Source organism: Streptomyces sp. B6B3 (assembly GCF_039871525.1).
In the GTDB taxonomy this organism is placed as follows: Bacteria; Actinomycetota; Actinomycetes; order Streptomycetales; family Streptomycetaceae; genus Streptomyces.
The window spans coordinates 1-13,582 of sequence record NZ_JBDPLU010000012.1; the positions used below are offsets into that span (position 1 = coordinate 1).

The following is a 13,582-nucleotide window of genomic DNA, read 5'->3' on the forward strand; positions in this document are numbered from 1 at the left end:
ACAACCGACGGCATCCGCGACCTCCCGGGGAGCGACGACACGACAGGCCACCACTCCCACGGAATCACAGACCCTATGCCTGAACAGCGAAAACGCCGTCCTCAAGTCCGGAAAGACAACAGCTACTTAGCCACGGCGTTGATGGAGGGCACGGAACCAGACTTCTCCGCGGACCTGGCGAAGAGCCGGCGGGCGACGTCCAACTCCATGGCGGTGTAGGCCTCCCGGCCGCTCGGGAAGAAGACCGAGTCGCCGTTCTCCTCCGGGTTCTCCGGCACGCTCTGCGCGAGGTTCTCCGGCTGTTCAACGGCGAGGATCTTCTCGTCAGGGCGTTGGGCCGGACTGGTCGTCTCCACGGGCGACCAGGGAGAAGTCGTCGGGACGTGAGCCAGCGCCAGGGCGTGTCGGGAGGCGGCGAGCTCGTCCAGCAGGTATCGGCGGTCGTCCGTGTCGTGCACCGCCCCGCAGGCCCGCAGGGCCTTCCGCAGCCGACGAAGCGTCCACCGCTGACGCCTGCTCAGCGCCTCGTCGTCGACGCCTCGCAGTTTCTCGGCCAGGTGAGCGGCGTGGGCAGCGGCCCGTCGGCGGCTGGCCGCGTCGGCATCCACGTCTCCCAGCCCCGGTGACAGAGCGGTGCGGATGCGTGTGACGAACACGGAGAGGAAGCCCCGCCGGTCACCTCGGACGGTCCGCCGCTCGGGGGCGAGTCCTCGCTCCCACAGCCAGCCGGCGGTGACGGGGGCGGCGAGGCGCACGAGGACGGTCACGAACTGCTGGCCGCCGGGTGTGCCGGGTGGCGCGGCGACGGCCGCCTCGGCAGCGGAGATGATCGACGACGCGCCGACGGCGAGCCACAGACCAACGCCGTCCACACCCGTCTCCCCGTGTTCCAGGATGTTCGCGCGGGCGCGGAGGCCGCAGACGACGATCGTGCCCTCAAGGAGGCCGAGGACGGTCAGCGCCACGGCGGTGACCAGGTGGGGTGGGATGCCGGCTGCGGTGACCGCTGCCCGGGCGACCGGCCACATGCCGACCAACGACGCGGTGGTGGCGATGCTGGCGATGACGTACGTCAACGCGTTCGCACGAGCCCGCACCCGAGCGACGCGTTCGGCTCGAGCCAGCTCGTCGCTGCGTCCGGCATCACACGTCGTGCTCGACGTCCGTTGGGACCGTGCCACCAAGACGACGCTCAGGGCGACGAGCGCGCAGAGAAAGAGCACGGCACCGCCCTCGGTCGGCAACGCCTCGACGACCTGCTCCAGCTCGTGCACGCTCACCTGGATGTCCTCCCGGCCCGTCATCGCCCGACGCCTTTGGTCCGGCCTCCGGGAGGAGCGACCCGGAAGCCGCAGGTCCAGTGCAGCGGGCAGCCGTCGCACACGGCCGCGGCTTCCAGCCGGTCGAGGTGGGCCACTCGGCCCTCGGTGAGGGAGACCCGTTCGAAGAGCTCGATGTCGTCGGCGCAGGATGCTCGGCCGTGGTCGCTGGTCGGCACGGTTCGTACCGCCGACTTCGAGCGGCGCGCCATGGCCGTGATCCGGCTCGCCTTGTCGTCCCTCACCTGCCACCCCCGGACGGGCGGGCGTCAGAGTGAGGCGCCGTGCTCACCACGCATCCGACGACGCCGGTCGGCTTGTGTCGTTTTCCACGAGGGATAGGCAGGTCTTCGAGGTGGTTACTGTGTCCCACAGCTCGATCTCCTCAGTGTTGTTGAGGGGCTCGGGTCAGGTCCCTGGCTAGCGGTGGAGCGCCGGCCAGGGACCATCTGGCTTTCTAGCCCTACCAGACTTACCTCACCTACAACACTTACGCAAACTAGAATCACCCTATGCCGCACGACCCTGCCCGCGATCCGAGCGAGCATCTACGTCTCCACTGGGGGGAGGCCCTGGCCGACGCCCTGCACCGTCGCGTCCACCGCGAGGTCACGCGCAATGACCGCGTCTCCGCGGTCATGGTGCCGCCCGACTGGTACGAATCAGCCCGTCGGGTGAACCCAGCACCCGAACCCCAGTCGTGGACATCGCGCACCGGCAGGGACGAGCTGACTCGCATCCTCGACGCCGTCGAGTACGAGAACGCCCACGCCGCCATCACCCGCTACGGCCGCCCCGCCGCCCTCCTCATCCCAGCGAACTGGTACCGCACCGCCCTCGACGCTGAGTCAGCGTCGCACCGCAAAGTGATTAACAAAGAACCGTGACGCCGAGCGGGTGCCTCACTGGGGCGGTTGAGGGCCGCCGGCCTGCGCGTGTCGTCCGCCTGTGATTCACGCGTTGTTATCCCTCACCGAGGCGATAAGGAGCACGCCCTCATACGGGTCCCCCGCCGCCGGGCCGCGTCAGGTTGGCGCGGATTGCTACCCCTGTAGGGGCGATGAGGACCTGCGCGCGCCTGCGCGGACGCTGGAGCGGTGGCAGTTGCTACCCCTGGTAGGGGCGATAAGGACGACCGCCCGGCAAGCTCTAATGCTGGCCGACACGATGTTGCTACCCCTGGTAGGAGCGATGAGGACCCGGACGTCCTCAACGGCTACTGTCAGCGGCCAATTGAATTTCCCCAGTGGCGGCCACTTGACAGGGAGTCATGTGGCCGCGAATGACTGCACGCTGAGTGACGGCTCCCCGAAGGGTCATGCGGTGCCTGCGGCGCCGCTTCCGGCGGCGTGCAGCACGCGGAGGGCGTTGAGCGTCACCATCTGGTTGGCCCCGGAACGCCCCCAGTCGATCGTCTCAGGGCTGATCCTGCTTCCCGGTGGTTTCCACCACTGGCCGCCGGCACCCCACCGGCCGTCCGGACGACGGCGTCGTTCCAACTCCTCCAGGGCGTCTGCGGCGCGGGAGTCGTGTGCCTTGCCGAGCCGGGAGAGCACGAGCAGGGCCTGGAGGATGTCGTAGTGCCAGTAGGGCGGGTAGCGCGGCCTGAGCCACGCGCGATTGATGACCTCGCCCGTGCGCAGCGAGCGGAAGAGCCGATGGTCCAGCAGCAGCTCAGCCGCCCGCGCGGCTGCTTCCCGGGCCGCCGGATCACCGGTTGCGCGGGCGTACTCGCCAAGCCCCCACAGTGCGGGCAGCGTCTCGTGGAAGGAGGAGCGGCGGGTGGCGTTCTTGTCGCAGTTCCATCCGCCGTCCGGCCACTGCCAGGCGATGAGCGACTCGGCGAGCGTGCGCACCCGCGCGTCGGTGGCCAGGCCGAGGCGGCAGCATGCGCCCAGCGCGTTGCCCTCCTTGGAGGCGCAGCGGCGCACCAGCCCGTCGATCACGGTGACGCGGCGGAAGGCAGGCTCGGTCAGCCAAGCCAGGACATGCTCGGCCGCGGCCACCGCTCGGGGTTCCCCCGCTGGGATCCCCAGCTCGGCCAGAGAGACCAGCCGCCAGTGGGACCCGGTCCACTTGCGGTAGGCGTGCGTGCCGAACCCACCGTCCGGACGCTGCCCCGACAGCAGGGCGGTGACCTTGGAACCGGTCAGCACCTGGTTCTCGCCCCTGCCCTCGGCTGTCTCCTCGCCCAGGAGGTCACGGCGTGTCAGGAGCCGGATGGCCGGCTCATCCGAGCCCAGGAGCCACTCCACGGCCGCCGAGGTAGGTTCGTCCATCCCCTCATCCTGCCTCGAACACATGCGGCGAGCGACCCTCCAGCACGGTCACCCTGCGTCACTGCACCACAGGATGGGGACCATAAGTGGCCGCCACTGGGGATTGTCAACAGGCCGTACACGGGGAATTCCAACTGGCCGCTGTCAGGCTACCGCGGCGTCGTGGTGTTGCTATCCCTGGTAGGAGCGATGAGGACAGGCGTTCATCAGCGAGCACGAGCACTTCGTGCGCGGTTGCTACCCCTGGTAGGGGCGATGAGGACCAGCTCCCGCCAGGCCGCCCGCCACGTCCTCACCGGTTGCTACCCCTGGTAGAGGCGATGAGGACCCGCCGCCCGAGCCGCCCGCGCCCACCAGTTCGCGCTGTTGCTACCCCTGGTAGGGGCGATGAGGACGGGGCCTCATCCGGCCGGAGGACATGAGCCTCCAGGTGTTGCTACCCCTGGTAGGGGCGATGAGGACCGTACACCCCGGCGTGGACCGCGGCCACCACGAACCGTTGCTACCCCTGGTAGGAGCGATGAGGACTCCACGATCACCGGGATCAGCGGCATCGCCGCCTGTTGCTACCCCTGGTAGGGGCGATGAGGACCTGGATCTCCCGGTGTGCGGCTGCGGCCAGCACCGGTAGTTGCTACCCCTGGTAGGGGCGATGAGGACTCCAGGTCGGGGAGAGGGATGCCTTCGCGGGTGAACAGTTGCTACCCCTGGTAGGGGCGATGAGGACTGGCGCCGACCGGCACGACGGACACCTCGAACAGGTTGCTACCCCTGGTAGGGGCGATGAGGACGAGTCCTACACCTCGGAGGGCGAGCACTGGTGCCCCGCGTTGCTACCCCTGGTAGGGGCGATGAGGACGGCTCCGCACACCCACGGCCAATACCTCACCTCGGAGTTGCTACCCCTGGTAGGGGCGATGAGGACGAGTCCTACACCTCGGAGGGCGAGCACTGGTGCCCCGCGTTGCTACCCCTGGTAGGGGCGATGAGGACCGGGGAAGCGGGCCTTGATGGAGCGCGTCGCATCCGGTTGCTACCCCTGGTAGGGGCGATGAGGACCGGCCAGCGCCTGCCAGGGCGGGGTGCCGGCCAGCCGGTTGCTACCCCTGGTAGGGGCGATGAGGACACGACGGCCACACCTACGAGCTGTGGCGGCACGGCCGTTGCTACCCCTGGTAGGGGCGATGAGGACACCGGAGCGCCGGCGGCGATCGCGAGGGCCACTGGGTGTTGCTACCCCTGGTAGGGGCGATGAGGACCCCAGAGTAAAACTGCTAGTCGCAGGGCTCGTCGGGGCGGTGGTGAGACTGAGTTTTGCAGCAGACCTCCGGTCATGTTGGCGAGCCCGGTGTGTCGCTGAAGCCGAAGCATCGGGCTGAGGTGGCCTGAGGGCCTTCGGAGTTTCCTCGTCGGGACATTGTGCTGGGACCCGTTAGATGAGGGAGAAGTGCTTTGAGGACAACGCAATTGCCGGATCTGCGGTGAGTTTAGGCGGTCACCGGTTGTGTCGCCGGCGCGGTGTGCTGTGGGCTTTCCTGGAGGGCGAGGAGTTCGGCGAACACTGATCCGGGCGTGGTGGTGAGTTCTTCGTACTGACCCTGTTCGATGATGCGGCCTTGGTTGAGGACGATGATGCGGTCGGCGTAGCGGGTGCTGGCGAGGCGGTGGGTGACGAGGAAGGTGGTGCGTCCGGCTGTGAGCGAGGGCGGCCTCGCGCACACACTTCGGTGCGACTCGGGCCACTGCTAGTACTCCAGCAGGATTTTGCTGTCTGACCTGCGGGTTTCGCTGGGCGGCTGGAGTGTAGCGGCCCGTGGAGTGGTCAGGGGCTGTCTCACGGAGGCCGCCCCTCGAACGTGCGACAACGCCGCAGGTAATGGCAGCGGCGGGCGACTGCTTGGCGTCGTCGGCGCCAGTTCGACCAGCTCATCGCATGGCGTCGGCCTCGGTGTCCGCACAAGTGCGGCGGTTGGGGACGACAAGCTGCCAGGAGTCGCCGAACCTCCGCCACTGTGAGCTCGATGGCCTCGGCTGCCTCACCGGTTCCGCCCCCTTTTCCCGGGTCTGGTGTTTCGTGACTGCCAGGAAGGCGTGCGCGAGCATGGAGAGGGTGACGTGCCGGTACCAGCCCACGTAACGGCGAACCTCGTACTGGTCCAGGCCGCACTCGTTCTTCGCGGCCTGGAAGCACTCCTCGATCGCCCAGCGTGACCCGGCGATCCCCACCAGATCCCGGGCGGTGGTCTCCAAGGGTGCGTAGGCGAGGTAGTAGGCGATCTCGTCCGGCTTGCGGATGCTGCGACGGGCCAGCGCCCACCGCATCCGGTGAGGAACCTCGCCCTGGTAATCGAACTCAGCAACAGCCGGCAGCCGCACCGCCGCCCAGTGGTAGACGCGCGGTCCCTTCGCGCCGTCTCCGCATGAGATTTTCTCCCACGCCTCGTCCGGCGCCTGCGCGAACAGGCCCTCGATGCGGGGATGTCCCACAGTGAACTGGGATTTGGGCACGGCCAGTACATAGCCGACGCCCGACTGTTCCAGCAGCCGGCGGAAGCGACTCTCCTGTCCGTAGGCGGAATCCGCGGTGACCCAGGCGATGGGCAGCGGCGAGGCGAGGGCACGCAGCACCATGCGCCGGGCCAGTGCGCCCTTCGTGGCGAACTCCCGATCGTCGGGGACTTTGGCCGCGCGGCAGCGTTCGCGGTCCTCGGCCCAGGTCTTGGGAAGGTAGAGCTCGCGGTCGACCAGGGCACGACCGCGGGTGGTGGTGTAGGCGGCGAAGACGCCGATCTGGCAGTTCTCTGTACGGCCGGCGGTCCCGGAGTACTGGCGCTGGACCCCGGCGGAGGTGGTGCGCTTCTTGAGGAATCCGGTGTCGTCGATGATGAGGACCCCGCCGTCCTCGCCGAGCTTGTCGCCGACGTGTCTCTGCAGGTCGTCGCGGATGTCGTCGGGCTCCCACTTCGCGCCGGCGAGCAGGTGCTGCAGCCCGTTGGGAGTGGAGTGACCTGCCTGCTCGGCCAGCTGCCAGCTGTTCTTACGGGCCACTGGGGCCAGCAGTCCGCGGACGTAGTCACGCATGCGGCGGCGAAGTTCCACACGGCCGAAACGATGACCGATGTCCACGAAGAGGTCGTCCAGTTCAAGATTCCACTGCTCGGCAGCACGCTCGGTGATCACCCGGGAAACACTCTCCCGGGTCGCTGCCATTACCTGCGGCGTTGTCGCACGTTCGAGGGGCGGCCTCCGTGAGACCGCCCCTGACCACTCCACGGGCCGCTACACTCCAGCCGCCCAGCGAAACCCGCAGGTCAGACAGCAAAATCCTGCTGGAGTACTAGGCGGGCAGCGGCATCGGCGGTGTAGCGAACGGAAAGGGCGACGACGATGACGAGCAGAGCCGGCGCTGCGGCGCGGGCGCGCTCGCCGGCCGGGTCATCGCGTAGGAGGTGGTCCAGCGCACCGGAGACAGCCAACAGCCCGACCGCCGCTGCCGCGGCGGCGAGCGCCTGGCCGACGAGGACGACCACGACCGCGCGCTGGTCGGCGCGCCAGGCGAGGGCCGCGGCGCGGCGGAGCGTGGTCGGCAGGCGGGCAGCCACCGCGGTGGTGGTTTTCTCCACCACCGGCTGATGGTGTGCGTTGGCGGCCGGGTGAGGCGTCAGGGCCGTCGTCATGCATCCCATCAGCACCAACAGCGGCGGTCTCGGGCAATGGAATTCTCCGGCCTGGCTAGCTCTGGGCCGCAGGTCACCAACCAGAAGCGTCGATGTGCTCGCTTACGGATTCACTCGATCGCGTGACGGTTTTGGGGGTGGCGGGACGATGTGGACGGGGTCCACGGTCGACCGGGCGCGTGGCGAACAGTACTGGGCGGCGCGTTGCCGTGGTCAGGCTGCCATCTCCGTGCGTAGGCGGACCAGTGCCTGCTCAGCCAGGTCGTGGACGCTGGGCAGCGCGTCGCCTGTGGTGCGGAGGATGCGTTGGAGCTGGTGGGGGAGGCGTTGTCTGAGGGCTTCGTCGATGGCGAAGGTCAGGGTGTCCGCTGCTCCGGTGCGGTCGTCGGCCAGGAGTCGGACGCGGCCGGTGGTGATGGCGGAGATGACGCGCCATTGTGGAGCGGCGACGGTCGCCGGTGGCGGGCTGGTCTCCGCGAGTCGGATTGCGGCCTTGGCGCGGCCGGTGGCGAGCAGTCCTCGCAGTCGGATCTCGTGGAGCGCGTAGGTGTTGAACAGCGAGGTGTGCTCGACCTCGTCCAGCAGCCGGCCGCATTCGCGCGTCACCGCGTCGAACAGTGCGTCCTGCCGGGCCTCGCCCGCCGCCCGGGCCAGCAGCGGGAGCACGGCCACGCGGCCGTCGGGGGTGCGAGCCAGTGCCGCGGCACGGCGCAGCCGTTCGACCGCGGCGCCGCGCAGGCCGGCCTTGCGTAGTTCGTTGCCGTGCATCCGCAGCACGTAGGAGGTGAAGCCGGGGTCGTCGACGTGGGGGGCGATGTCCAGCGCCCTCGCGGTCCAGCGGGCGGCGGTGGGGAGGCGTTCTTCGGGGAGGACGTTGCCCAGTGCGACGCCGAGGCCGACGCGGGCGCGGGCCAGCAGGTGCAGCACCTCGCGTTCGGCGTGGCCGCCTTGGAGGCGAGCCTCGATGCGGGCGACGAGCGGCCACAGTTCCGCGACGGCCTCGGAGGCGTGCCCGGACTGGCGGGCGATTTCCGCCAAGCGGACGGTGGACTCGCCGAACTGAAGCATCGCGCGGTGATCCGCGTCAGCGGGATCTGTGATCCCGAGGACGTGCGCCGGCAGGCGTAGCGCGGAAGCGATACGGCGCCGGGAGGGAACGTCGTCCATCCTGCGTTTGCCCAGTTCAAGAGCGGAGATGGTGGTTTTGTCGTAGCCGAGCAGGTCGCCCAGGGCCGTCTGGTTCATGGCGTGGACGGATCGGTAGAAACGCAGGATCGCGCCGAGGTTGCCGGTGGCCAGCACCGTCTGGGCCTGGCGCGTGGCCCAGTGCCACTGGGCGTGCGGGGCCAGTGGTGGCGGCTGCGGCAGGCGGCTGGGTGGGGCCATGGCCGGCTACGTCCGAGGTGTGGTGGCCCGGGAGTGCCAGGCATGGATGGACTGCTTGTATCCCTCGGGCATGGTCAGGGCGTTGATCTGGTCGGCGGGGAACAGCCCGATCTGCTTGTGTTCGTGGCTGAGGACCGGTTCGGTCTCGGGGGTCAGAACGGTGCAGCCGTAGGTGACGATCAGCACCCGTCGGCCGGGGATGGGCTCGTAGATCCACACCCCGCCGTCGATCAGCGGTCCGGCCTTGACCTCCCAGCCGGCCTCCTCGCGCAGTTCGCGCTCCAGCGCCTGCTCGGGGCTGGCGTCCGTGGTCTCCAGCCGGCCGCCGGGCAGTTCCCATTCTTCACGCTCGTTCTTCAGCAGCAGCACTCGTTGCTGAGCGTCCAGCGCGACGCCTTTGACGGAGACGGGCCAAACGGGGGGCGTGTACGTCACGGCGGTCCTCATCGGGAGGGCGGTGTCGATCGCTCGAGCGGCTTGGGAACGTAGCACGCCGCCCGGGCCGACAGGCTGGGATGGGCGATTGGTCCGAGTCGACAGTCTGTCGCTTTACCAGGCTAGCGGGCATCCCGACCCTGGGAGCACTGCCGCATCCCTCGCAAGGAGTGCTCGCCATGACGCACGCCCGACAGCGCACAGCCCCTGACCCGTTGGTATCTCGGCACGTAGACGCCACAGCCCCCGACGCCGTCGACATGGTTTCGGAGCACATCCGTGTCACGGGGCTGGTCACCGTGGATGGCCTGGTCTCGCGACAGGCCGTGCTCGATTTCGCAGCTCGTTGCCTGGATCTCGTCCCGCACCGCGACAGCGAGCCCGACGGCCTGACCGTCGTCCGCGATACGGGCCACCGTGCGCACCAGCCGGGGTTTGCCGGCCTCGGCAACGGTGCGCTGTCCGCGCACACCGAGCGTTCAGGGGTCCCCGCCCCTCCTCGACTCATGCTGTTCGTCTGTGAGAAGCCGGCCGAGGAAGGCGGGCTGATCCATCTCACGGACGGGCAGGCCATCCACGCCGACCTCGTCCAACGGCACCCCGATGCGGTCGCCGCGTTCAGCGAACCCAGCGCCGCTTTCTTCGGTGGCGGCGACGGCATCTTCGCCCCGGTGTTCGCCCGGTCGGCCGGTGACCGCCTCACCCTGCGAGTGCGGCAGGACGATCTCGTGCAGTGGCATCCGCTGTCCCAGCCACACGTCGCGCACCTACGCGCCGCTATCGACCGTCATCAGCAGTCCGTGGCGCTGGGGGCCGGCCAGGGATACCTGCTGGACAACCACCGTTGGCTGCACGGCCGCGACGGCTTCCGCGGTCAGCGCGTGTGCTACCGGGCCCTGGGAATGCCGCGGTTCCCACTCCCCGTTGGCTTCCCGCCCGGGGACGTGGTGACCGCGCGGGCCGCGTCGTTGGATTCACGCTGATGTCGATGATCCTGCGCCCTCCGGCGACGGTCGCCGGCTGCACGTTCCCCCGTCAGGGTCATTCCGACAAGGATCAGGAGAACAGATGAGCATGCAGACCAGCACGCGGAGCGTCGAGCCGCGCCAGCACGACGCCGCCAACGAGGTGGACGACGTCGACGACCCGTTCGACCTCGACATCACCTTCATCGAGAACACACCGGCGACCGAGACGGTGCTGATGTGCGCCACCGGCGACAACTGCGGGAGCTCCTGCCCGAGCGCCTGCACCACCTCGTAGCCCAGGTCAGCCCAGTGGCGTGGGCCGGACGGACGACTCCACCCGGCCCGCGCCCCTCTTCCCGCCAAGAACGGAGTGTGGTGATGACGCGCTTGCGACACTGCCGGTACCGCAGTGCCGACGATGGGATGCTGCGCGCCGCCGTGCACCTCTCGGAGCCGGACATGCCGCCCTGGCCGCCGCCCGACGCTCCGATCGAGCGCTGGCGTTCGTGGCTGGCCGCAGTGTGGGCCGACGACGCCTTTCGACAGGCAGTGTCCAGCGCCAGCCCGGTCCTGGATCGCCAGGTCCAGGCGATCCTCGGCGGACGCTCTCCGAAGGTTCGCCGAGTACGACGAGCGGCGCTGGCCACGGCCCGGTACGCGATCAGATACGCGCGTCGCTCCACGCCGTTCGGCCTGTTCGCGGGCGTCGCGCTGGTCGAGTTCGGTGCCGGGACCGAGGTGCGCTTCGGGGCGGGGCACCGAGTTGTTGCCCGGCCCGACCCGATGACGCTGGACGCGGCGATCACTGCCTGGGAGGCGGACGGCGAGCGGATGGCCGATGTCGAGATCTGCGTCAACAACCTGGCACATCAGCGGGGCGGGCGTGTGTACGTCCCGTTCGAGGGTGCCTCGGAGTTCTCGCTCGCGCTGACGCCCGTGGTCGAGCTGGTGCTGGACGCGGCCCGGTCGCCGATCCGGTACGCCGACCTCGCGGACAAGATCGCCGCCGAGTTCTCAGGGGTGGACGAACGCCATCGGACGGGGGTGCTCGCCCAGTTGCTCAGGGTGCGGCTGCTGCGGTCGTCGCTTCGGGCGCCCGCCACCATCGTCGATCCGGTCGATCGCCTTCCATCAGACCTGCGGGCGGAGGCCCGGATCAGCGCGGCGGCGCCGGATCTGCGACTGGACGCCACGGTGCGTTTGCCCGAGGCGGTAGCGGTGGAGGCGGCGACAGCGGCAACCATCCTGACCCGGCTCGCCACACATCCGACAGGCACCGCGGCATGGCGCCGCTACGCCGAGCGGTTCGCCGACCGCTACGGCGAGGGCGCCGAGGTACCGCTGGACGAGGTCACAGATCCTGACACGGGGTTGGGCCTTCCCGAGGGATTCGGCCAGGTGTCCGAGCCGCCGCGCCCGATGACGCGACGTGACCGGCTGTTGCTGGAACTGGCCGGCACCGCGGCCGTCGAGGGCAGCAGATCAGTGGTCCTGTCCGGCGCGATGATCGAGCAACTGGAAGCCGCCGCGGGCAAGCCCACGGTCACTCCGCCTCACCTCGAACTGTGCGTGCAGGTCCAGGCCGGCTCGACGCGAGCTCTGGACCGCGGGGACTTCCGTCTTCGGATGTCCACCGTCTCTCGTGCGGCTGGCTCGATGACGGGCCGGTTCTGGCACCTGTTCCCGCAGGCCGGCGCGAGCTATGCCGATCTGCCCACGATCGAGCCCGGCGCCGAACTGGCCCAGCTGTCCTTCCACGCCGGCCGCGTTCCGGCCGACCTGCTCACCCGCGCCCCACAGGTGCTGCCCCGGCTGGTCAGCGTCGGGGAATTCCGCCACCGCGGAAAGGGGGTGGTGTTCCCGTCCGATCTGGCTGTCGGAATCCAGGACGGCCGCCTGTATCTGGTCGAGGCCGACACGGGTACGCGCCTGGAGTTGCTGGCGCCGACCGCGATCAACTTCCTGTGGAACAACTACACCCCTCCCCTGGTCCGGTTCCTGGCCGAGATCAGCCGCGCCCCAGCTCCACAGGTGACGTGGTTCGACTGGGGCGCGGCCTGGACCCTTCCCTTCACCCCCGCGCTGCACTACGGGCGGTCGATCCTGACGGCGGCCCGTTGGCGTCTGCGGGCCCGGGCACTGCCCGCCGCCACCGCGACGCTGGACGAGTGGGCCGGACAACTGCACGCCTGGATGGGCCGGTTAGGCGTGCCAGACCGGGTGCTGCTGGCCGAGGACGATCAGCGGCTGCCGCTCGATCTGCGCCGCGACATGCACCTGGACCTGCTGCGTACCCACCTGGCCGCCAGCCCGACCGGTGTCGCGGACCTGCACGATGCCCCGCCGCCGGACGCCGATGGCTGGATCGGTGGACGGGCCCACAGCGTCGTCGTCCCGCTGAGGGCACGCTCATGAAGACGACGGTGACCCTGCCCAGAACGCAGGACCTGTCCGAGGACGAGCTCGGGGCGGCGCTGCTGCACCTCGAACGTGGTGACCTCGCCGCCGCGCGAAGCAGCCTGGCGCAGGCGGTCGCGGGCGGCGTCAGTGCCGGAGGCAACGCGTCGCTGTTCCACGGCGCACCAGCGTTGGAGTTCGTGCTCGCCTGTGCGGGGCGATCCGACCGCGAGGTCCGGGACGCCGTGGACCGCGTCGTGGCCTCCCGACTGGTCGCAGCCCGTCGACGTCAGAACTCCGGGATGCTGCCACGCCTCGCGGAGTTCGACCTCATCCGAGGCTTGACCGGTCTGGGCGCGCTGTTGTTGATCCGCGGTGCGGTCTCCCCGCTGCTGGAGGAGGTGCTGTCCTACCTGGTCTCCCTGTCACGGCCGATCCGCATCGGCGGCCGGGAACTGCCGGGCTGGTGGTCCGCGGTCGGGCCCGCAGGCGAGGAGATGGACGGCGGACACGGCAACAACGGCATCGCGCACGGCATCGCCGGCCCTCTCGCGGTGCTGTCCCTCGCCGTCCGGCACGGCGTCCAGGTACCCGGACAGCACGACGCCATCGAGGTGTTCGCCCGCTGGCTGGACAGCCACGGCAGCCGCTACTGGATCACCCTCGACCAGCTGTCCGACCCCGAGTCACCCGAGCCCGTGCCCGTGCGTCCGTCCTGGTGCTACGGCGAGCTCGGCATAGCCCGCGCCCAGCAGCTGGCCGGGATCGCCCGGAGCGATCCCGGCCGCCAACGCGCGGCAGAGGACACCGTCGTGCACACGCTGGCCGACCCGGCCCGTCTCGGCCGGATCACCGACGCCTCGCTGTGCCACGGCTGGGCCGGCCTGCTGACCGTCACCCGTGCCATCGCCGCCGACAGCCCTGCTCCGGACCGGTTCGCGCGGCTGATCGAAGACCTGGCCACACACCTGGCCGCTGACCTGGATCGGCTGCCCAAGCCCGGATTCATGGAAGGCCGGGCCGGGGCGTACCTCGCGCTGAACGGCACGAACACCACCGGCTGGACCCGTGCACTGCTCACCTGACCGCCAACCACCCGCGAGCCCTCACGACCAAGGAGC

Annotated in this window: 13 protein-coding genes and 1 CRISPR repeat array; of the genes, 5 read left to right on the plus strand and 8 right to left on the minus strand. The window is 69.6% G+C overall.

The features are described 5' to 3' along the window. Positions 1-122: 122 nt before the first annotated feature. Together ABGB06_RS23430 and ABGB06_RS23435 are read right to left on the minus strand one after the other, a co-directional pair. Positions 123-1,304 carry a hypothetical protein gene (locus ABGB06_RS23430; RefSeq protein WP_347592550.1) on the minus strand — a complete coding sequence of 394 codons (1,182 nt, stop codon included), beginning with the start codon at positions 1,302-1,304 and terminating at the stop codon, positions 123-125. After that, positions 1,301-1,564 carry a hypothetical protein gene (locus tag ABGB06_RS23435; RefSeq protein ID WP_347592552.1) on the minus strand — a complete coding sequence of 88 codons (264 nt, stop codon included), beginning with the start codon at positions 1,562-1,564 and terminating at the stop codon, positions 1,301-1,303. Before ABGB06_RS23435 ends, ABGB06_RS23430 begins: the two co-directional genes overlap by 4 nt. Before the next feature lie 267 nt (positions 1,565-1,831). Between ABGB06_RS23435 and ABGB06_RS23440 the strand changes: the two genes are divergently transcribed. Next, the gene (locus tag ABGB06_RS23440) at positions 1,832-2,206 is read left to right on the plus strand and encodes a hypothetical protein (protein WP_347592554.1); all 375 of its coding nucleotides are present in this window, start codon (positions 1,832-1,834) and stop codon (positions 2,204-2,206) included. A gap of 429 nt (positions 2,207-2,635) precedes the next feature. Here ABGB06_RS23440 and ABGB06_RS23445 read toward each other — a convergent pair whose 3' ends face one another. The 6 genes from ABGB06_RS23445 to ABGB06_RS23470 all read right to left on the minus strand — a co-directional run bounded on the left by ABGB06_RS23445 (position 2,636) and on the right by ABGB06_RS23470 (position 9,096). Next, positions 2,636-3,598 carry a hypothetical protein gene (locus tag ABGB06_RS23445; protein WP_347592556.1) on the minus strand — a complete coding sequence of 321 codons (963 nt, stop codon included), beginning with the start codon at positions 3,596-3,598 and terminating at the stop codon, positions 2,636-2,638. A 167-nt stretch (positions 3,599-3,765) separates the two neighbouring features. Beyond that, a CRISPR array of direct repeats spans positions 3,766-4,857; the repeat unit is 30 nt; unit sequence GTTGCTACCCCTGGTAGGGGCGATGAGGAC. A 228-nt stretch (positions 4,858-5,085) separates the two neighbouring features. Then, complete coding sequence (locus ABGB06_RS23450; RefSeq protein ID WP_347592558.1) at positions 5,086-5,319, minus strand: hypothetical protein; 234 nt, start codon at positions 5,317-5,319, stop codon at positions 5,086-5,088. A gap of 205 nt (positions 5,320-5,524) precedes the next feature. Further along, positions 5,525-6,778, minus strand: a complete 1,254-nt coding sequence (locus ABGB06_RS23455; RefSeq protein WP_347592560.1) for an IS701 family transposase — start codon at positions 6,776-6,778, stop codon at positions 5,525-5,527. Positions 6,779-6,909: 131 nt separating this feature from the next. After that, a complete protein-coding gene (locus ABGB06_RS23460) occupies positions 6,910-7,275 on the minus strand; it encodes a hypothetical protein (protein ID WP_347592562.1) in 366 nt (121 codons plus the stop codon). Positions 7,276-7,488: 213 nt separating this feature from the next. Next, positions 7,489-8,661, minus strand: coding sequence for a helix-turn-helix domain-containing protein (locus ABGB06_RS23465; protein ID WP_347592564.1), 1,173 nt, complete (start codon positions 8,659-8,661; stop codon positions 7,489-7,491). 6 nt (positions 8,662-8,667) lie between these two features. Beyond that, positions 8,668-9,096: an NUDIX hydrolase gene (locus ABGB06_RS23470; protein WP_347592566.1), complete on the minus strand. Its 429-nt coding sequence runs from the start codon at positions 9,094-9,096 to the stop codon at positions 8,668-8,670. 179 nt (positions 9,097-9,275) lie between these two features. Between ABGB06_RS23470 and ABGB06_RS23475 the strand changes: the two genes are divergently transcribed. From ABGB06_RS23475 to ABGB06_RS23490, 4 genes are all read left to right on the plus strand, one after another. Then, positions 9,276-10,079, plus strand: a complete 804-nt coding sequence (locus ABGB06_RS23475; protein WP_347592568.1) for a TauD/TfdA family dioxygenase — start codon at positions 9,276-9,278, stop codon at positions 10,077-10,079. Between the two features lie 85 nt (positions 10,080-10,164). Continuing rightward, positions 10,165-10,359, plus strand: coding sequence for an FxLD family lanthipeptide (locus ABGB06_RS23480; RefSeq protein ID WP_347592570.1), 195 nt, complete (start codon positions 10,165-10,167; stop codon positions 10,357-10,359). Between the two features lie 14 nt (positions 10,360-10,373). Beyond that, a complete protein-coding gene (locus ABGB06_RS23485; protein ID WP_347592572.1) occupies positions 10,374-12,479 on the plus strand; it encodes a lantibiotic dehydratase family protein in 2,106 nt (701 codons plus the stop codon). Next, positions 12,476-13,546 carry a lanthionine synthetase C family protein gene (locus tag ABGB06_RS23490; RefSeq protein ID WP_347592574.1) on the plus strand — a complete coding sequence of 357 codons (1,071 nt, stop codon included), beginning with the start codon at positions 12,476-12,478 and terminating at the stop codon, positions 13,544-13,546. The genes ABGB06_RS23485 and ABGB06_RS23490 overlap by 4 nt, the downstream gene beginning before the upstream one ends. Positions 13,547-13,582 lie beyond the last annotated feature (36 nt).

What these genes read in the sequence shown, in the direction of transcription:
- ABGB06_RS23490 (WP_347592574.1), top strand. Translation starts at nt 12,476, where the DNA reads ATGAAGACGACGGTGACCCTGCCCAGAACGCAGGACCTGTCCGAGGAC.
- ABGB06_RS23440 (WP_347592554.1), top strand. Translation starts at nt 1,832, where the DNA reads ATGCCGCACGACCCTGCCCGCGATCCGAGCGAGCATCTACGTCTCCAC.
- ABGB06_RS23460 (WP_347592562.1), bottom strand. Translation starts at nt 7,275, where the DNA reads ATGACGACGGCCCTGACGCCTCACCCGGCCGCCAACGCACACCATCAG.
- ABGB06_RS23475 (WP_347592568.1), top strand. Translation starts at nt 9,276, where the DNA reads ATGACGCACGCCCGACAGCGCACAGCCCCTGACCCGTTGGTATCTCGG.
- ABGB06_RS23465 (WP_347592564.1), bottom strand. Translation starts at nt 8,661, where the DNA reads ATGGCCCCACCCAGCCGCCTGCCGCAGCCGCCACCACTGGCCCCGCAC.
- ABGB06_RS23480 (WP_347592570.1), top strand. Translation starts at nt 10,165, where the DNA reads ATGAGCATGCAGACCAGCACGCGGAGCGTCGAGCCGCGCCAGCACGAC.
- ABGB06_RS23445 (WP_347592556.1), bottom strand. Translation starts at nt 3,598, where the DNA reads ATGGACGAACCTACCTCGGCGGCCGTGGAGTGGCTCCTGGGCTCGGAT.
- ABGB06_RS23430 (WP_347592550.1), bottom strand. Translation starts at nt 1,304, where the DNA reads ATGACGGGCCGGGAGGACATCCAGGTGAGCGTGCACGAGCTGGAGCAG.